At 65.2% G+C, this 18604-nt stretch carries 17 protein-coding genes and 1 riboswitch; of the genes, 7 read left to right on the top strand and 10 right to left on the bottom strand.

The genetic code is table 11. From position 1 onward, the window contains the following. Positions 1–64 precede the first annotated feature (64 nt). From G7007_RS14215 to ahcY, 3 genes are all read right to left on the bottom strand, one after another. Positions 65–844, bottom strand: a complete 780-nt coding sequence (locus G7007_RS14215; protein WP_181102657.1) for a substrate-binding periplasmic protein — start codon at positions 842–844, stop codon at positions 65–67. A 97-nt stretch (positions 845–941) separates the two neighbouring features. Further along, positions 942–1787 carry a methylenetetrahydrofolate reductase [NAD(P)H] gene (gene metF / locus G7007_RS14220; protein WP_181102659.1) on the bottom strand — a complete coding sequence of 282 codons (846 nt, stop codon included), beginning with the start codon at positions 1785–1787 and terminating at the stop codon, positions 942–944. A gap of 189 nt (positions 1788–1976) precedes the next feature. Beyond that, positions 1977–3386 carry an adenosylhomocysteinase gene (ahcY, locus tag G7007_RS14225; protein ID WP_181102661.1) on the bottom strand — a complete coding sequence of 470 codons (1410 nt, stop codon included), beginning with the start codon at positions 3384–3386 and terminating at the stop codon, positions 1977–1979. Positions 3387–3406: 20 nt separating this feature from the next. Further along, positions 3407–3503: riboswitch (S-adenosyl-L-homocysteine riboswitch) on the bottom strand. Between the two features lie 174 nt (positions 3504–3677). On the opposite strand from ahcY, the gene G7007_RS14230 reads away from it, so the two are divergent. Continuing rightward, positions 3678–4076 carry an acyl-CoA thioesterase gene (locus tag G7007_RS14230; RefSeq protein ID WP_181102663.1) on the top strand — a complete coding sequence of 133 codons (399 nt, stop codon included), beginning with the start codon at positions 3678–3680 and terminating at the stop codon, positions 4074–4076. 80 nt (positions 4077–4156) lie between these two features. On the opposite strand, the gene G7007_RS14235 is transcribed toward G7007_RS14230, so the two are convergent. Then, positions 4157–5401, bottom strand: a complete 1245-nt coding sequence (locus tag G7007_RS14235; RefSeq protein WP_181102665.1) for a cation:proton antiporter — start codon at positions 5399–5401, stop codon at positions 4157–4159. Between the two features lie 225 nt (positions 5402–5626). Between G7007_RS14235 and G7007_RS14240 the strand changes: the two genes are divergently transcribed. Continuing rightward, the gene (locus tag G7007_RS14240) at positions 5627–6013 is read left to right on the top strand and encodes an MAPEG family protein (protein ID WP_181102667.1); all 387 of its coding nucleotides are present in this window, start codon (positions 5627–5629) and stop codon (positions 6011–6013) included. A 10-nt stretch (positions 6014–6023) separates the two neighbouring features. Here the strand turns inward: G7007_RS14240 and mltA are convergent, their stop codons facing one another. The 6 genes from mltA to G7007_RS14270 form a co-directional block, all read right to left on the bottom strand. Continuing rightward, positions 6024–7181, bottom strand: coding sequence for a murein transglycosylase A (mltA, locus tag G7007_RS14245; RefSeq protein WP_181102668.1), 1158 nt, complete (start codon positions 7179–7181; stop codon positions 6024–6026). A gap of 194 nt (positions 7182–7375) precedes the next feature. Further along, positions 7376–7771 (bottom strand): DUF1090 domain-containing protein, encoded by a 396-nt coding sequence (locus tag G7007_RS14250; protein WP_181102670.1) that lies wholly within the window; start codon positions 7769–7771, stop codon positions 7376–7378. Positions 7772–7909: 138 nt separating this feature from the next. Then, complete coding sequence (locus G7007_RS14255) at positions 7910–8305, bottom strand: DUF1090 domain-containing protein (protein WP_181102671.1); 396 nt, start codon at positions 8303–8305, stop codon at positions 7910–7912. Positions 8306–8363: 58 nt separating this feature from the next. Beyond that, positions 8364–10037 (bottom strand): NAD-dependent DNA ligase LigB, encoded by a 1674-nt coding sequence (ligB, locus tag G7007_RS14260; protein ID WP_181102673.1) that lies wholly within the window; start codon positions 10035–10037, stop codon positions 8364–8366. 144 nt (positions 10038–10181) lie between these two features. Further along, a complete protein-coding gene (metK, locus tag G7007_RS14265; protein ID WP_181102674.1) occupies positions 10182–11372 on the bottom strand; it encodes a methionine adenosyltransferase in 1191 nt (396 codons plus the stop codon). Between the two features lie 19 nt (positions 11373–11391). Further along, positions 11392–12387: an ArsR/SmtB family transcription factor gene (locus tag G7007_RS14270; protein WP_181102675.1), complete on the bottom strand. Its 996-nt coding sequence runs from the start codon at positions 12385–12387 to the stop codon at positions 11392–11394. A 238-nt stretch (positions 12388–12625) separates the two neighbouring features. Here G7007_RS14270 and tkt point away from each other — a divergent pair, with 238 nt between their 5' ends. From tkt to fba, 5 genes are all read left to right on the top strand, one after another. Continuing rightward, on the top strand, positions 12626–14623 hold the full coding sequence (gene tkt, locus G7007_RS14275; RefSeq protein WP_181102676.1) for a transketolase: 1998 nt from the start codon (positions 12626–12628) through the stop codon (positions 14621–14623). Positions 14624–14772: 149 nt separating this feature from the next. Continuing rightward, positions 14773–15852 carry an erythrose-4-phosphate dehydrogenase gene (epd, locus tag G7007_RS14280; RefSeq protein WP_181102677.1) on the top strand — a complete coding sequence of 360 codons (1080 nt, stop codon included), beginning with the start codon at positions 14773–14775 and terminating at the stop codon, positions 15850–15852. Further along, positions 15852–17015, top strand: a complete 1164-nt coding sequence (locus G7007_RS14285) for a phosphoglycerate kinase (RefSeq protein ID WP_181102678.1) — start codon at positions 15852–15854, stop codon at positions 17013–17015. The genes epd and G7007_RS14285 overlap by 1 nt, the downstream gene beginning before the upstream one ends. A gap of 32 nt (positions 17016–17047) precedes the next feature. Next, complete coding sequence (locus G7007_RS14290; protein ID WP_181102679.1) at positions 17048–17269, top strand: hypothetical protein; 222 nt, start codon at positions 17048–17050, stop codon at positions 17267–17269. 146 nt (positions 17270–17415) lie between these two features. Continuing rightward, entirely contained in the window at positions 17416–18480 is a 1065-nt protein-coding gene (fba, locus tag G7007_RS14295) for a class II fructose-bisphosphate aldolase (protein ID WP_181102680.1), read from the top strand. Positions 18481–18604 lie beyond the last annotated feature (124 nt).

Genomic DNA, 18604 nt, shown 5'->3' on the forward strand with positions numbered 1-18604 from the left:
CCTGTTGCAAGACCGAGCGTCCGGGCGTGAGCCTAGGCGGGAAGGTCGGAGTATAACAGAGCATTCAGGGTGTGCCGCTGTCCTGCTGCTCAATGGCGTCAGGAAGCGCACGGGTGTACTCGGGCAGTTCGAAGGCCTGGAAACCAGGCTCTTGCCGCAAGCGCTGCAACTCTTCGGCAAACCGCTGCGCCAATCGTTCAGCACCCGGTCGAATCCCCAGTGCCAGGTACTGGGGGCGACGTTGGATCAGCAGAGGCAGCATTTCGACCGAGTCGGCGATGCCCATCTGCTGGATCAGATAGTGCCCGACATGGCGGTCCGTGACCAGCATGTCGATGCGTCCGCGCACTAATTTGCCGAAATTGGCCTCGTGGGTCTGCGCCGTTTCCCGACGAAAGAGCGTCGACGTGTTGAAGGCCGGACCATAGTCGTAGTCGGGCGAGGTCCCGATCAGCAGGCCCGCCAGGTCTTCCAAATGGTGCACCGGATGAGGGCGGGTCCGCGACTGGAACAGCACGAACTCCACCTGCGAGAGCGGTTCGGGCGCGTAGACCAGGTAGCGCTCGCGCTCCGGCGTGTGGAGCACATCCAGCACACCATCGGCCTGACCTTGCTCGACCATGGCCAAGCAGCGGCGCCAGGGCATGAACTGCCAGTCCACCTCGATGCCGAGGCGACGAAAGACCTCGGCGGCAAGACGCTGATGCACGCCCGCCGGCTGGCCGGCCTGCAAATGGACATAGGGCGCCCAATCGTCGCTGACGATGCGCAGGCGCTCGGCATGGGCGACCGCACTCGACAGGACGAGCAGAGCGATCCAGAGAAGACGTGCGAAATGGGGCATCGCGGCAGAGTACGATGGATGATCGACGAGGGCTAGAAGAATGGAATCAGGACGTGCAGCGCGTCACGTTCGGCCAGGGACGAACGCGACGAGCGGTTCAGCGCGGCAACTGCAGGTTGTTCCAGATGGCCATGCTGGCCTCGGCTTGGTTCAACGTGTAGAAGTGCAGGCCGGGTGCGCCCCCTGCGAGCAATTGTTCGCACATGCGGGTGATCACCTCTTCGCCGAACGCCTGAATGCTGCGCACGTCGTCGCCATAGGCTTCCAGCTGCTTGCGGATCCAGCGCGGGATGTCGGCACCGCACGCATCGGAGAAGCGTGCCAGCTTGCTGTAGTTGGTGATCGGCATGATGCCGGGGATCAGCGGGATGTCCACGCCCATCTTCTGCACACGTTCGACGAAATGGAAGTAGCTGTCGGCGTTGAAGAAGTACTGGGTGATCGCACTGTCGGCACCGGCCTTGACCTTGCGCACGAAGTTGCTCAGGTCGCTCTCGAAATCACGGGCCTGCGGGTGCATCTCCGGGTAGGCCGCGACTTCCAGGCGGAAGTGGTCGCCGGTTTCCTGGCGGATGAATTCCACCAGGTCGCTGGCATAGCGCAGCTCGCCATACGACATGCCCATGCCCGACGGCAGATCGCCGCGCAGGGCAACGATACGCTGGATGCCGGCCTGCTGGTACTGCTCGAGCAGGGCGCGCAGTTCGGCCTTGCTGTCGCCGACGCAGGACAGGTGCGGCGCGGCCGGGACCTTCACTTCGTGTTCCAGTTGCAACACGGTGTTGAGGGTACGGTCACGGGTAGAGCCACCGGCACCATAGGTGCAGGAGAAGAATTCAGGGTTCAGCGTGGCCAACTGGCGGGCGACGCCCATCAGTTTTTCATGGCCGGCTTCTGTCTTGGTCGGAAAGAACTCGAAGCTGTAACTGCGTTTTTCTGACATGGGTCTTCCTCTAGCTGCAAGCGCTGGGCTGCACGCTACAAGTGAAAGCCTGACCAGCTGCAAGCGGTGAGCTGCAAGCTACAAGTAAGAGCAGAACGCGGCGCCTGAGGGGCAGGAGGTGAGCAAAACAGCAAGCGCTGCAGTCGAATCTTGCAGCTTGCAGCTCACCTCTCCCTCAACCGCAGCGCCTTAGTAGCGGTAGGCTTCCGGCTTGAACGGACCTTCGACGGTCACACCGATGTACTCGGCCTGTTGCGGAGTCAACTGGGTGACCACGCCGCCGAAGCCACGGACCATCTCCAGGGCCACTTCTTCGTCGAGCTTCTTCGGCAGGACTTCGACGGTCAGGCGCTCAGCCTTGCGCTCGGCCGACAGGTCGGCGTACTTCTGCTCGAACAGGAAGATCTGGGCCAGCACCTGGTTGGCGAACGAGCCGTCCATGATCCGGCTCGGGTGGCCCGTGGCGTTGCCCAGGTTCACCAGGCGGCCTTCGGCCAGCAGGATCAGGTAGTCGTCGTTCTGTGGATCGAAGTCGCCATGGCCGGTGCGGTGGATCTTGTGCACCTGCGGCTTGACCTCTTCCCAGGCCCAGTGCTTGCGCATGAAGGCGGTATCGATCTCGTTGTCGAAGTGGCCGATGTTGCAGACCACGGCACGCTTTTTCAGCGCCTTGAGCATGTTCGCGTCGCAGACGTTGACGTTACCGGTGGTGGTGACGATCAGGTCGATGCGGCCGAGCAGGTCACGGTTGATGCCGTCTTCGGTGCCGGTGTTGATGCCGTCCTTGAACGGCGAGACGACTTCGTAGCCGTCCATGCACGCCTGCATGGCGCAGATCGGGTCGACTTCGGTGACCTTGACGATCATGCCTTCCTGACGCAGGGACTGGGCCGAACCCTTGCCCACGTCGCCGTAGCCGATCACCAGGGCCTGCTTGCCCGACAGCAGGTGGTCGGTGCCGCGCTTGATGGCGTCGTTGAGGCTGTGACGGCAACCGTACTTGTTGTCGTTCTTGCTCTTGGTGACCGAGTCGTTGACGTTGATCGCCGGGACCTTCAGCTCGCCCTTGGCCAGCATGTCCAGCAGGCGGTGCACGCCGGTGGTGGTCTCTTCGGTCACGCCGTGGATCTTGTCCAGCATGGCCGGGTACTTGTGGTGCAGGATCTCGGTCAGGTCACCGCCGTCGTCCAGGACCATGTTGGCGTCCCACGGCTGGCCGTCCTTGAGGATGGTCTGCTCGATGCACCACTCGTATTCCTGCTCGGTCTCGCCTTTCCAGGCGAACACCGGGATGCCCGCGGCGGCGATGGCGGCGGCGGCCTGGTCCTGGGTCGAGAAGATGTTGCAGGACGACCAGCGCACTTCGGCACCCAGTGCGGTCAGGGTCTCGATCAGCACGGCGGTCTGGATGGTCATGTGGATGCAGCCGAGGATGCGCGCGCCCTTGAGCGGTTGCTCACCCTGGTACTTGCGGCGCAGGCCCATCAGTGCGGGCATTTCCGATTCGGCAATGATGATCTCGCGACGGCCCCAGCCGGCCAGGGAAATGTCGGCGACCTTGAAATCGGAAAAACCTGCGGGCATGTCTACAGCGCTCATTGAGAGCCTCCATTCGTGATAGCGAATGGGCGCCGTTGTGCGTTTGAGCGTCCGCGAGACGGACAACGCCCCGACCGAGCCTGACAGGTCGAACCTGCTGCAGCGCCCCTCGGCCGGGTGGCGGGCATGGCGCGCGCTGGGCGGCCACGTGAAACGGCGTCGATTATACCCTTGCTTGGGGCGCCGACCCAAGGCTTTCCGTCGCCTATCGAGACGATGGTCGATCTTCAATGGAGTCGCGCCGAAGGCTCTGCCATGATGCTCCCACGACAGGCCAGCCGAGGAGTACGCATGAATTTCCATACCCGCAAATGGGTGAAACCTGAAGACCTCAACCCCAATGGCACCTTGTTCGGGGGCAGCCTGCTGCGCTGGATCGACGAGGAGGCGGCGATCTACGCCATCGTCCAGCTGGGCAATCAGCGGGTGGTCACCAAGTACATGTCCGAGATCAACTTCGTCAGCGCCTCGCGCCAGGGCGACATCATCGAGCTGGGCATCACCGCCACCGAGTTCGGCCGAACCTCGATCACCCTGCGCTGCGAAGTGCGCAACAAGATCACCCGCAAGAGCATCCTGACCGTCGACCGCATGGTCTTCGTCAACCTGGGCGAAGACGGCCTGCCGGCGCCCCATGGCCGGACGAAGATCAAGTACATCGATGACCAGTTCGAAGCGGCGGTAGAGTGACGCCGCCCGCCAAGCCATAAGCCGCAAGCCGCAAGCCGCAAGTTGGAAGCAAAAGCGGGCTGCTTGCAGCTTGCAGCTCATTACTCCGGCTTGGGCTGCTGTGTGACCCCTCTCACCACACGACCGATCGACAACCCCTGCACCAGGATCGACGACAGCACCACGATGTAGGTGATGCTCAGCAGCAGGTCACGTTCCTCGCCCATCGGCAACGACAGCGCCAGTGCCACCGACACCCCGCCACGCAGGCCGCCCCAGGTGAGCACGCGGATGGTGCCCTGGGGTACGCTGCGCCAGCGGCGCAGGAGCAGGATCGCCGGGGCCACGGTGAGCAGGCGCGAGAGCAGGATGGCCACGGCCAGGACGCCTGCCGCCGCGACGTGCAGCCAGTTGAACGGCAGTAGCAACAGCTCCAGGCCGATCAGCGCGAACAACAGGGCATTGAGCATGTCGTCGATCAGTTCCCAGAAGCCATCCATGTAACGCCGGGTCATGTCGTTCATCGCAAGGTGGCGGCCCAGGTTGCCGATGATCAGCCCCGCCACCACCATGGCGATCGGCGCCGAGACGTGCAGCTCGTAGCACATCGCCGAGCCACCGATGACCAGCGCCAGGGTGAGCATCACCTCGACCTGGTACTGCTCCACGCTCTTGATCATGCGGTAGGTGATGTAGCCCAGCACGCCCCCGAAGACGATCCCGCCGACCGCCTCACGCACGAACAGCAGCGCCGTATCGGCCACGCTCGGCGTTTCGCCCAGCTGAATGATCCCCAGCAGCACGGTGAACACCACCACCGCCGTGCCATCGTTGAACAGCGACTCCCCGACGATGGTGGTCTTCAACGGCTTGGACGCATTGGCGGTCCGCAGGGCACCGAGCACGGCGATCGGGTCGGTCGGCGAGATCAGTGCGCCGAACAGCAGGCAGTAGATCAGGCTGACGTGCCAGCCGAACAGGGCGAAGACCCAGTGCGCCAGGTAGCCGATCACCACCGTGGCGATCAGTACGCCGACCGTGGCCAGCAGGCCGATCGGCCAGCGGTAGCTGCGCAGGTCAGCCAGGTTCACGTGCAGGGCGCCGGCGAACAGCAGGAAGGCCAGCATCCAGTGCATCAACAGGTCATTGAAGTCGATCTGGTTCATCAGGCCTTCGACGCGTGTCTCCAGCCCTGGGTAGCCGATCAGGCTGAGCCCTTGCAGGCCCAGAGAGAACAGCAAGGCCGTGACCATCACGCCGATGGCGGGCGGCAAACCGATGAACCGGTAATTGACGTAGGTGAGGAGGGTGGTCAGGCAGATAAACGCAGCGACAAGTTCGAGCATCCCGGTTCCTGTAACAGAGGGTTCCAATTCATTGCCCGAATGACTCAGGCAATCGTTGGATGACCTTAACCACGGTTCGGGGCACAGCTTATGACCAGAATCCTACGGAACGTTCAGCTTCAACACGCCGCTAGAACCTTTTTCGTCGGCCAGTACTCCTAGCTGCAAGCAGGTCTCAACGACTGCGCTGCCCGTTTTCCTACCCGTTTCAACGAGGATTCTGCCATGACCGTTGCCCTGTGGTGCGTGCTGGTCGCGATTGTCCTGCCGCTGGTCTGCACGCTGATCGCCAAGCTCAGCAGTGGTCGTTTCGGCATGAAGGACAACCATGACCCACGTGGTTTTCTCGACACGCTGGAAGGGTTGCCCCGCCGTGCCCACGCGGCGCAGCAGAACAGCCACGAAGCGCTGCCGCCCTTCATCGCCGCCGTGCTGGTGGCCGACCTGGTCGGCAATGCGGACCAGGTCACCCAGGACGTACTGGGCGTGCTCTACATCACCAGCCGCCTGCTCTACATCATCTGCTACCTGGCCGACTGGGCCATGCTGCGTTCGCTGGTCTGGGCCGCGGGGCTGGCCATCGTCGTGGCCTTCTTCGTCGTCTCGGCCTGACCGCCCGTCGTCAAGGCATCGTGGGCACGTCCGGCAGCGGCGCGCCCTTGGGCCACAGCAGCCATATCTGACCTTTCTGCTTCATGTCGCCGGCCAGTTGCCCTGCCAGGGGGCCAGTGCCCCAGAACAGGTCGGCGCGCACTTCGCCGGTGATGGCGCCGCCGGTGTCCTGGGCGGCCACCGGGCGGATCACCGGGCTGCCGTCGGGGCGCGTGGTCGACAGCCACAACAGGCTCCCCAGCGGGATCACCTTGCGGTCGATGGCCACGCTGTAGCCGGCGGTCAGCGGAACGTTGAGCGAACCGCGGGGCCCTTCGTTGCTGTCCGGGCGTGTGCTGAAGAACACATAGCTGGGGTTGCTCGCCAACAGTTCCGGCACGCGTTCGGGGTGCGCCTGGGCCCAGGCGTGGATGGCGCCCATGGTCACGTCGTCTTTCTTCAGTTCGCCTTGTTCGACCAGCCAGCGACCGATCGGGCGGTACGGGTGGCCATTCTGATCGGCATAGCCGACGCGCAGCAGTCGGCCATCGGCCAGTTGGATGCGCCCGGACCCCTGAATCTGCAAGAACTGCAAGTCCATCGGATCGGTCAGCCAGGCCAGGATCGGTGCCTGTGCGCCCTGACGGTAGATCGTATCGGCCGTGTCGTAGGGCTTGAGCACGTTGCCTTCGAGCCGGCCGCGCAGGCGTTTGCCCTTGAGTTCGGGGTAGACACTGGCCAGGTCCACGGTGACCATGTCAGGCGGTACGCCGTAGACCGGTACGTTGGCGGCTCCCGCTTTTTCCAGGCTGCCGTAGTAGATGGGTTCGTAATAACCGGTGATCAGGCCGTCGGCGCTGTTCTGCGCCGAGCGCATGCCATACACCTGAAGATGCTGCTGCATGAAGGTGCGAACCTGGGCAGGCTCGCTCGGTACGGCGCTCGCCGCTTCGCAGACCGGCGACCAGACCGGATTGCGGGTAAGTTTCTCGCAGCCGCTGCGCCAGGCCTGGAAGCCCGCCAGCAGGTCGTCCTCGCTGACAGCCGGCAGGTCTTGCCAGCTGGCCGGGACATAGGTGGCGATGGCATGGGGTTCGGCTGGGGGCTTGTCGTTGTCGTTGCCGTTGCAGCCGGCCAACAGGGCCAGCGCGGGAAGCGCCCAGGCCAAGGGGCGCAAAACAGAAATCATGGAGGCTTCCTTGAGCGGGCATGGACATGGCCTGCCGCTGTCGTTCGTCGGGGAAAATCGTCAGGCCAGCGGTTTCACACGACGGCCGCTGGCCTGACGATCCTAACGCACCCTTTGGCCAGCGCAAGCCTCGACGCCCTGCTTCTCGAATGGTACGCAACCCGTGGTCGGGCGACGACCGGAAGCCGAGCGGCTTACCGGTCCAGCTGCCGCTTGGCCGCCTCCAGCTCGGCGCGCGCCTCCTCGAGCTTCTGCCGGCGCTTCTCGATCTTCTGCGCATCGCCCTTGGCCTGGGCCGCGGCCAGATCAGCTTCGCGTTCCTCGATCTCGGCCTGCGCCTTGCGCACTTCGGCCTCACGCGATTGCCGCAACCCAGCGTCGGTGCAATGCGCCTGGTTTTCTTTCAAGGCCTTCTGCAAGCCGGACACCTTGAACAGCAGGCCCCGGTCCTTGGCGTACTGGATTTCTTTTTCGATGGCGTCCCGCTTGGCCTCACAGCCCGTCAAGCCAGGGGCAGGCTCTGCCGCCTGCAACGACGTTGCGCCCAGGCCCATCAGGGTGACCAGCAACAGAGAAGATAAGCGTTTCATGCGCGCCTCCGGTTCAGGCAAGTTTGACAAGACTTTTCAAGATCCTGCTTGGATTCTAGACGCGCTTCTAGCCATGTGGACGAACCCCAAAGCTTATTCAGAATAATCCTACAAGAGCGAGGCGGGGGTGCGCTTGGCTCAGCGCTCGAGGTCCTGAAGCGCATCCTGTAACGCCTTGTTGGCATCCGACAGCTTTTCCTTGCGCTTGTTGATCCGCTCCGGATCACCTTTCTTCATGGCCTTGTCCAGGTCCTTCTTGCGCTGCGCCACCTCGTGTCGGGCATCGAGCACTTGCTGCTCACGGGCCTTGCGCAAGGTACTGTCAGCGCAGTGCGTTTCGACTTGGTCGCGGGCCTGCTGCAGGCCGTCGAGCCCGGCCTGGTCATCGTGCGCACGCGCCTGCTCGATACGCGTCTCGAGGGCCTGACGCTTGGCTGTACACCCTGTCGAGTCCGACTCGGGCTCGGCGGCCAGCGCGCCCGTGGCGAGCAGCCCCAGCAGGGCGGACAGGGTGAAGCGTGAAAGCAATGTCATGAGAGGCTCCAGTCGAACGGGGCGGCAAAGAGACGAATGCTGCCCTGATCCGCCGAAATTAGAAACCCTCGATCGCCTGCGCCTTGAGCTGCGCTGCCAGCACGGCGACCTGGTCATCGTTGAAAAAAGCGTGCAGTTGCCGTGCGCGTGCCTCGCCGATGCCCTCGCTGGCACGCCAGTGCGCCGGGGTCTGCGCTGCCAGGCGTCGCCAGTCCGGCGCCAGGGGCAGTGTCGCTGGCGCCGGTACGCCCAGTGCCCGCAACCAACGCTCGAACGGCTGCGCCCGGGCCTTGGCGGATGCCGCCAGCAAACGGTCGGCTCGCGCGGCACTGATCCCCGGCACGCGCAACAGCGCCTCGCGCTCCAGGGAGAGCCAGTCGACCAGCGAGACGATCTGGCCGTGCTCGACCAAGGCCGCCCAGGTACTGCGACCCATGCCCGGCAGGTCCAGCCCCTGTTTGCCGGTCAACCAGGTCAGGCGCGCCAGGAACTGCTCGCGACAGGGCGGATTGGCCTGCCAGCAGCTCAAGGGGTGGTGGTGCGCTGGATCCGGCACGCGCACGGGCGTGCGCTCGATGCTGCGATGCACCACCTCGTCCAGGCGTGGAATGGTCAGCCCGGCCAGGCCGATGGCGACCTGATCACCCGGGCGGATGTCCAGGCGACGCCAGCGGGCCAGCGAACCGACGCTGACCTGGGTCACGCGGCGGTCGTCCAGGATCACCGGGATCACCTGCAGGACGGGTGTGATCCGCCCCGTGCGACCGATCCTGAAGTCGACGGCGCGTACCTCGGCCAATGCCTGGGCAATGGGGTGCTTCCAAGCGGCGACCCAGTGGGACGTGCCGGGTTGCCAGCGCGCGGCAGGTGGGCGAACGCCCTGGCGCAGAATGACGCCATCGGTGGCGAACGGCAGCGGCGTGCGATACCAGCGGTCGCGCCAGTACGCTGCCTGGGCCAGGTCGCTGACCGGCAGACTGAACCCCGTGCTGTCGTTGAAGCCCAGCGCAGCCAGGCGGGTTTGACGTTCGGTCTGTGTCTCGGGACCGTCGGGCCACTCCCAGACGAACAGCCGGACCTTGCTGCCTTCGGCCTCGGTCATCTGTCGACGCGCCATCAGCCCGGCGACACGGCTGCGTGTGGTGAGGCTGCCCGCCCTGGCCTGGACGTGGTCGGGCAGGGACTCGTACAGCTCGCCCTGCACCACCAGGTCGAGGGGTTCGGGCAAGTGCTGGGGCAGGGCGGACAGGTGAGGCAGGTGCCGGCTCCAGTCATGCCCATGGCGGCCGTCGCCGCGGCTGATCAGACGGGCCAGCCTGCCCTGGCGGTAGACCAGGGTGACGGCCACGCCATCGACCTTGGGCTGGATCCAGACCCCGCGTTTGCCTTGAAGCCAGCGCTGCACCGCCGCCTCGTCGGCCAGCTTGTCGACGCCCGTGTGCGGCACGGGGTGGGCGATCGGCCCACGTGCGCTGGCCAGTGGCATGTCACGAACGTCGAGGTCGAAACAGCGCGCCAGCCGGTCCAGCCGCTGACGGCTCTGGTCGTAGAGCGTATCGGCCACCGGCGTCTGGCCCAGTCGATGGTACTGATCGTCCCATTGCCTGAGGGTGTCGCGCAGCCGCTGGACCTCGGCCTCCGCTCGTGGCGTCGGCCAGGCCGGGCAGGCCGCGGCCCAGGCGGGGAAGAGCGCAAGCGCTGTACAGAACGTCAGCAGCCGGAGGTATTCCATGACATGGCATCCTTGCCCTGTGGTCGAGGCCATTCAGGCTAGCCGCTCGCCTGCCGATGCGCAGGGCGAAGTTGTCAGGCGATATGACACGAAAAAGCCCTCTGTCGATCGCTCGACAGGGGGCTTCGGGACCCGGCAGCCGGCTTACAGGCCAGCGGCCGCGCGCAGTTGTTCGGCGCGGTCGGTGCGTTCCCAGGTGAAGGTGGTGAAGGTGTCGTCACCCACGGTCTTTTCCTGCGGCACGCGGCCGAAGTGACCATAGGCCGCGGTTTCCTGGTACATCGGGTGCAGCAGGTCGAGCATGGTGGTGATCGCGTACGGACGCAGGTCGAAGCAGTCACGGACCAGCTGGACGATCTTCTCGTCGGAGACCTTGCCGGTGCCGAAGGTATTGAGCGAGATGGACGTCGGCTGGGCCACGCCGATGGCGTAGGACACCTGGATCTCGCAACGCTCGGCCAGGCCGGCGGCGACGATGTTCTTGGCCACGTAGCGGCCAGCGTAGGCGGCCGAGCGGTCGACCTTGGACGGGTCCTTGCCGGAGAACGCGCCGCCACCGTGACGGGCCATGCCGCCGTAGCTGTCGACGATGATCTTGCGACCTGTCAGGCCGCAGTCGCCCACCGGGCCGCCGATGATGAACTGGCCGGTCGGGTTGATGTGGAAGCGCGTGTCCTTGTGCAGCAGCTCGGCCGGCAGGGTGTGCTTGACGATCAGCTCCATCACCGCTTCCTGCAGGTCCTTCTGGGACACTTCAGGGTTGTGCTGGGTGGACAGCACGACCGCGTCGATGCCGACCACCTTGCCACCGTCGTAGCGGCAGGTGACCTGCGACTTGGCATCCGGGCGCAGCCACGGCAGCAAGCCGGACTTGCGGGCCTCGGCCTGGCGCTCGACCAATCGGTGCGAGAAGCAGATCGGCGCAGGCATCAGCACGTCGGTCTCGTTGCTGGCGTAGCCGAACATCAGGCCCTGGTCGCCTGCGCCCTGGTCTTCCGGCTTGGAGCGGTCCACGCCCTGGGCGATGTCCACCGACTGCTTGCCGATGATGTTCATCACCGCGCAGGTGGCACCGTCGAAGCCGACGTCGGAGCTGTCGTAGCCGATGTCGACGATCACCTTGCGCACGATGTCCTCGAGGTCGACCCAGGCCGAGGTGGTGACTTCGCCGGCGATGATGGCGACACCGGTCTTGACCAGGGTCTCGCAGGCCACGCGGGCGAACTTGTCCTGGGTGATGATGGCATCGAGCACCGCATCGGAAATCTGGTCGGCGATCTTGTCCGGATGGCCTTCAGACACGGACTCGGATGTAAAAAGGGAGTATTCGCTCATCTCGACGGGTTCCTAAAATTTACCGATGGTGAGTGTCGCCAGCAGGTCGCTGGAAGTGTCGGACCTGGATCTGGAAACCGTTACGCAGTCCGACATAGAGGCTGTCGCCCGGCGTCAGCCCTGCTGCCGTGGCCCAACGGGCCAGTTCGTTCTGTTCAAAGCCCAGCCACAGATCGCCACAGGCCTCGCGGGCCCAGGCCTGATCGTGGCTGCACAACTCGGTGACCAGCAGGCTGCCGCCGGCCTTGACGCACCCGGCCAGGGCCGCCAGGGCGCGTGCCGGGTCGTCGAAATGGTGCAGCACCATGTTCAGCACCACGCAGTCGGCCGTCACCTCGGTGACGGTGAGCGCATCGCCCAGGCGCAGCTCGACGTTGTCCAGCCGCTCGCGCAGGCACACCTGGCGCGCCAGCTCGAGCATGGTCGGGCTGTTGTCCAGGGCCGTGACCTGTGCGAAGCGGCGTGCCAGGTCCGGCAGGAAGCCGCCATCGCCCGGGCCGATTTCCAGCGCGCTGGCCGTGCCGTCGAAGGCCAGCTTGTCGAGCAGGGCCAGCAGGCTCTCGCGGTACTGCGGCAGGCCGGCGATCAGGTCTTGCTGGGCGCGGAAGCGCTCTTCGACGCGCAGGAAGAAATCCTGGCTGGTCAGCGCGCGGCGCTGCTGCACCTGGGCGATGCGCGCCTGCACCTCGTGGGCCAGGGCCAGGTCGTCCACTTCGTCGAGCAGCGCCGCGTGCAGGCGGCCGCCGGCGCGCGCCGTGTCGGGCAAGGCGCGTCGGTAGAAGATGGCGTTGCCTTCACGCCGGGTCGCCACCAGGTCGGCCTGGGCCAGGACCTTGAGGTGATGGCTCATGCCGGACTGCCCGATGTCGAAGATTTGCGCCAGCTCCAGCACGCCGAAGGAATCGCTGGCCAGGGCGCGCAGCACGTTCAGCCGCAACGGATCGCCACCGGCCTTGCACAGGGCGGTGAGGTCGTCGCGGTGCCGAAGGGGCGGGGCTAGGGTCGAAAGGCTCATGGGGTCGCAGTCTAGACAGAGGCGGACGCCACCGCAACGTCAATATCAAAACTTTTTGATATTGACGTTGCGGTGCTGGAAAGGCGCTCTTTCGAGACGTCCTCAAGACGTTCGTGGGGCCGCCAGACCGGATAATTGCGGCGGTGCGACCATCCGTCATTGCTCCCGAGGGGCAACGTGGGCGAAAATGGGCGTCATTTTGTTTCATCACCTTTTACAAAGCCCCAGGAGATCAGCGATGCCTAGCCGTCGTGAGCGTGCTAACGCAATTCGTGCACTCAGCATGGATGCCGTGCAAAAAGCCAACAGCGGCCACCCCGGTGCCCCGATGGGCATGGCCGATATCGCCGAAGTTCTGTGGCGCGACTATCTGAAGCACAACCCGAGCAACCCCCAGTTCGCCGACCGCGATCGCTTCGTGCTGTCGAACGGGCACGGCTCGATGCTCATCTACTCGCTGCTGCACCTGACCGGCTACGACCTGTCGATCGACGACCTCAAGGGCTTCCGCCAGCTACACAGCCGCACCCCGGGCCACCCCGAGTACGGCTACACCGCCGGTGTCGAAACCACCACCGGCCCACTGGGCCAGGGCCTGGCCAACGCCGTGGGCTTCGCCATCGCCGAAAAGATCATGGCCGACCAGTTCAACCGTGACGGCCACGCCATCGTCGACCACAACACCTACGTGTTCATGGGCGACGGCTGCCTGATGGAGGGCATCTCCCACGAGGTGGCTTCCCTGGCCGGTACCCTGGGCCTGAACAAGCTGATCGCCTTCTACGACGACAACGGCATCTCCATCGACGGCGAAGTCCATGGCTGGTTCACCGACGACACCCCAGCGCGCTTCGAGGCCTACAACTGGCAGGTCATCCGCAATGTCGACGGCCATGACGCCGACGAGATCAAGACCGCCATCGACACCGCCCGCAAGAGCGATCGTCCGACCCTGATCTGCTGCAAGACCACCATTGGCTTCGGTTCGCCGAACAAGCAGGGCAAGGAAGACTGCCACGGTGCACCGCTGGGCAACGACGAAATCGCCCTGACCCGCCAGGCGCTGAACTGGAACCACGGTCCGTTCGAGATCCCGGCCGACATCTACGCCGAGTGGGACGCCAAGCAGGCCGGTGCGCAGGTCGAAGCCGACTGGAACCAGCGCTTCGACGCCTACGCCCAGGCGCATCCGGAGCTGGCGGCCGAATTCAAGCGTCGCGTGAGCGGTGAGCTGCCGGCCGACTTCGCCGAGAAGGCCCAGGCCTACATCGCCGAGGTCGCCGCCAAGGGTGAAACCATCGCCAGCCGCAAGGCCAGCCAGAACACCCTGAACGCCTTCGGCCCACTGCTGCCGGAACTGCTGGGCGGCTCGGCCGACCTGGCCGGCTCCAACCTGACCCTGTGGAAGGGCTGCAAGGGCGTGGACGCCAAGGACGCCAGCGGCAACTACCTGTTCTATGGCGTGCGCGAGTTCGGCATGACCGCGATCATGAACGGCCTGGCCCTGCACGGTGGTCTGGTGCCGTACGGCGCGACCTTCCTGATGTTCATGGAATACGCCCGCAACGCGGTCCGCATGTCGGCCCTGATGAAGCAGCGCGTCGTCCATGTCTACACCCACGACTCCATCGGTCTGGGCGAAGACGGCCCGACCCACCAGCCGGTCGAGCAGCTGACCAGCCTGCGCAGCACGCCGAACCTGGACACCTGGCGTCCGGCCGACGCCGTCGAGTCGGCGGTCTGCTGGGCCCAGGCGCTGCAGCGCAACGACGGTCCGTCGGCGCTGATCTTCTCCCGTCAGAACCTGCAGCACCAGCCGCGTGATGCCGGCCAGATCGCCGCCATCGCCCGTGGTGGCTATGTGCTCAAGGACTGCGCGGGCGAGCCCGAGCTGATCCTGATCGCCACCGGTTCGGAAGTCGGCCTGGCCGTGCAGGCCTACGACGCCCTGACCGAGCAGGGCCGCAAGGTCCGCGTGGTGTCCATGCCGTGCACCAGCGTCTTCGATGCCCAGGACGCCGCCTACAAGCAGTCGGTCCTGCCGTTGGAAGTGGGCGCGCGCATCGCCATCGAGGCAGCGCACGCCGACTTCTGGTACAAGTACGTCGGCCTCGAAGGTCGCGTCATCGGCATGACCAGCTACGGCGAATCGGCACCGGCCGCCGCGCTGTTCGAAGAGTTCGGCTTCACCCTGGAGAACATCCTGGGCACCGCTGAGGAACTGCTGGAAGACTGATGTGCGATCGAGAGGGTCGATTCGGCCCTCCCTGATCGTGTGACCGGCCCCCGCGCGCGTTCGCCATGCACCTTGAAGGTGCACCGGCGGGCGCGGGCCGGGGCCGATCTGCGACCGCCGTATCAACGTCATCGCCACGTGAGTCACTCATGCACCCAACGCGTCCCTACAAGGTTGCACTCAATGGTTACGGCCGCATCGGCCGCTGCGTCCTGCGCGCCCTGGTCGAGCGAGGCGCCGACACGGGCGTCGAGATCGTCGCGCTCAACGACCTGGCCGACCAGGCCAGCCTGGAGTACCTGACCCGGTTCGACTCGACTCACGGTCGTTTTCCGGGCGAGGTCCGGGTCGAGGGGGATTGCCTGCACATCAACGGCGACTGCGTGAAGGTCATGCGCAGCGCCACCCCGGAAGGGGTCGACTGGCGCGCCCTGGGCGTCGACCTGGTGCTGGAGTGCTCCGGCGCGTACCACACCCGGGCCGACGGCCAGCGGTTTCTCGATGCCGGTGCGCCGCGGGTGCTGTTCTCGCAGCCGATGTCCGGCGAGGCGGACGTGGATGCCACGGTGGTCTACGGCATCAACCAGCACGACCTGACCGGCCGCGAGCGGCTGGTGTCCAATGCGTCCTGCACCACCAACTGCGGTGTGCCGTTGCTGCGGGTGCTGGACCGCGCCTTCGGGATCGACTACGTGTCGATCACCACGATCCATTCGGCGATGAACGATCAACCGGTCATCGACGCCTATCACCACGACGACCTGCGTCGTACCCGTTCGGCCTTCCAGTCGGTGATTCCGGTGTCCACCGGCCTGGCGCGCGGCATCGAGCGCCTGCTTCCGGAACTCGCCGGGCGAATTCAGGCCAAAGCCGTACGCGTGCCCACGGTGAACGTCTCGTGCCTGGACATCACCTTGCAGACGGCCCGCGACACCTCGGCTGCCGAGGTCAACCAGGTCCTGCGCGAGGCTGCCCTGCACGGGCCGCTGCGCGGGCTGCTGGCCTACACCGAGTTGCCGCACGCCAGTTGCGATTTCAACCATGACCCGCATTCGGCGATCGTGGATGCCAGTCAGACCCGTGTCTCGGGTCCACGCCTGGTCAACCTGCTGGCCTGGTTCGACAACGAATGGGGCTTCGCCAACCGCATGCTCGACGTTGCAGGGCACTTCCTGCAGGTCGTCCACCACACCGCTCCACTCGCAAACAGCTCTGAAGGATTGCATTGATGACCGTTTTGAAGATGACCGATCTCGATCTGCACGGTAAGCGCGTACTGATCCGCGAGGACCTCAACGTGCCGGTGAAGCATGGCGTGGTGACCAGCGATGCGCGCATCCAGGCGGCCCTGCCGACGATCCGCCAGGCGTTGGAAAAGGGCGCGGCGGTGATGGTCTGCTCGCACCTGGGGCGTCCGACCGAAGGCGAGTTCTCGGAGGAGAACAGCCTCAAACCGGTGGCCGAGTACCTGTCCAAGGCGCTGGGCCGTGACGTACCGCTGATCGCCGACTACCTGGGCGGTGTCGAGGTCAAGGCCGGCGACGTGGTGCTGTTCGAGAACGTTCGCTTCAACAAGGGCGAGAAGAAGAGCAGCGATGAGCTGGCCCAGCAGTACGCGGCGCTGTGCGACGTCTTCGTCATGGATGCCTTCGGCACCGCGCACCGCGCCGAGGGCTCGACCCACGGCGTCGCCAAGTTCGCCAAGGTGGCGGCGGCGGGCCCTCTGCTGGCCGCCGAGCTCGACGCCCTGGGCAAGGCCCTGAAGGCACCGGCCAAGCCGATGGCGGCCATCGTCGCCGGTTCCAAGGTGTCCACCAAGCTGGACGTGCTGAACAGCCTGAGCGCGGTCTGCGACCAGCTGATCGTGGGCGGCGGCATCGCCAACACCTTCCTGGCCGCCGCGGGTCATCCGGTGGGCAAGTCGCTGTACGAGCCTGACCTGGTCGACACGGCCAAGGCCATCGCAGCCAAGGTCAGCGTCCCGCTGCCGGTCGACGTGGTGGTTGCCAAGGCCTTCGCCGAGAACGCCGAGGCCACCGTCAAGGCCATCGCCGACGTGGCTGCCGACGACATGATCCTGGACATCGGTCCACAGACGGCGGCCCACTTCGCCGAGCTGCTGAAGTCGTCGAAGACCATCCTGTGGAATGGCCCGGTCGGCGTGTTCGAGTTCGACCAGTTCGGCAAGGGCACCGAAGTGCTGGCCAAGGCCATCGCCCAGAGCGACGCCTTCTCCATCGCCGGCGGGGGTGACACCCTGGCAGCCATCGACAAATACGGCGTGGCTTCGCAGATCTCCTATATTTCCACCGGCGGCGGTGCCTTCCTCGAGTTCGTCGAGGGCAAGGTGCTGCCGGCCGTGGAGATCCTGGAACAGCGGGCCAAGGCCTGAACCGGCCAGGGGCCGAGCGGAGGAACGGCTCGATGATCAAGCGATTGCCCATCCTGGCGATGGCTGCGATGCTGGGCGCCTGCTCGGGCTCGCCAGCTTCGCAGGACGGTGAGGCGCCGGCGGTGCCGAACGGTGGCTGTTATCAGTCCGAATGGCAGGCCGAGACCGTGCCGGTGATCAACAAGCGGCTCGGTCCGACCGCCCTGGAAAAGTACGACGAAGACCACCAGCGCCTCGCGCCGGGCTGTCCGTGACCTGCGTCCGGACGGCCGACTGAGCGGGCGCCGCACGGCACCGTGACGGGCCGGGCCGCCCTGGCGGCCCTTTATTACTTGAACTGCGGCCGCCGACAGCGGCAGGTCGCACGCACACACGACGCTTGTCGGGAGAGAGATACACCATGGCACTCATTAGCATGCGCCAGATGTTGGACCACGCCGCAGAGTTCGGTTACGGCGTGCCAGCATTCAACGTCAACAACCTCGAGCAGATGCGCGCCATCATGGAAGCGGCCGACAAGACCGATTCCCCGGTCATCGTCCAGGCGTCTGCCGGTGCCCGCAAGTACGCCGGTGCACCCTTCCTGCGTCACCTGATCCTGGCGGCGATCGAAGAATTCCCGCACATCCCGGTGTGCATGCACCAGGACCACGGCACCAGCCCTGACGTCTGCCAGCGCTCGATCCAGCTGGGCTTCAGCTCGGTGATGATGGACGGCTCGCTCAAGGAAGACGGCAAGACCCCGTCCGACTACGAGTACAACGTGCGCGTCACTCAGCAGACCGTCGCCTTCGCCCACGCCTGCGGCGTGTCGGTCGAAGGTGAGCTGGGTTGCCTGGGCAGCCTGGAAACCGGTCAGGCCGGTGAAGAAGACGGCGTCGGTGCCGAGGGTACCCTGGACCACAGCCAGATGCTGACCGACCCGGAAGAGGCCGCCGACTTCGTCAAGAAGACCCAGGTCGATGCCCTGGCGATCGCCATCGGCACCAGCCACGGCGCCTACAAGTTCACCAAGCCACCGACCGGTGACATCCTGGCGATCGATCGCATCAAGGAAATCCACAAGCGCATCCCCAACACGCACCTGGTCATGCACGGTTCGTCTTCGGTGCCGCAGGAGTGGCTGAAGATCATCAACCAGTACGGCGGCGACATCAAGGAAACCTACGGCGTGCCGGTCGAAGAGATCGTCGAAGGCATCAAGTACGGCGTGCGCAAGGTCAACATCGACACCGACCTGCGCCTGGCCTCCACCGGTGCCATCCGTCGTTACATGGCCGAGCACCCGAGCGAGTTCGATCCACGCAAGTTCTTCGCCGAAACGGTCAAGGCCATGCGTGACGTGTGCATCGCCCGTTACGAAGCGTTCGGCACCGCCGGCCATGCCTCGAAGATCAAGCCGATCTCCCTGGAAGGCATGTTCCAGCGTTACGCCAAGGGTGAGTTGGCCGCCAAGATCAACTGATCGGGCGCCACGCCTGAGGTGAGCCAAGGGCCTGAGCGTTCAGGCTCCGGCTCGCGTCGTCAGCACCGATGCCCGTCTCGCCAGAGGCGGGCATTTTCATTGGCGTGACGCTCGCCCTCCGTTT

The organism is Pseudomonas entomophila (assembly GCF_013523125.1).
Lineage (GTDB): Bacteria > Pseudomonadota > Gammaproteobacteria > Pseudomonadales > Pseudomonadaceae > Aquipseudomonas > Aquipseudomonas entomophila_B.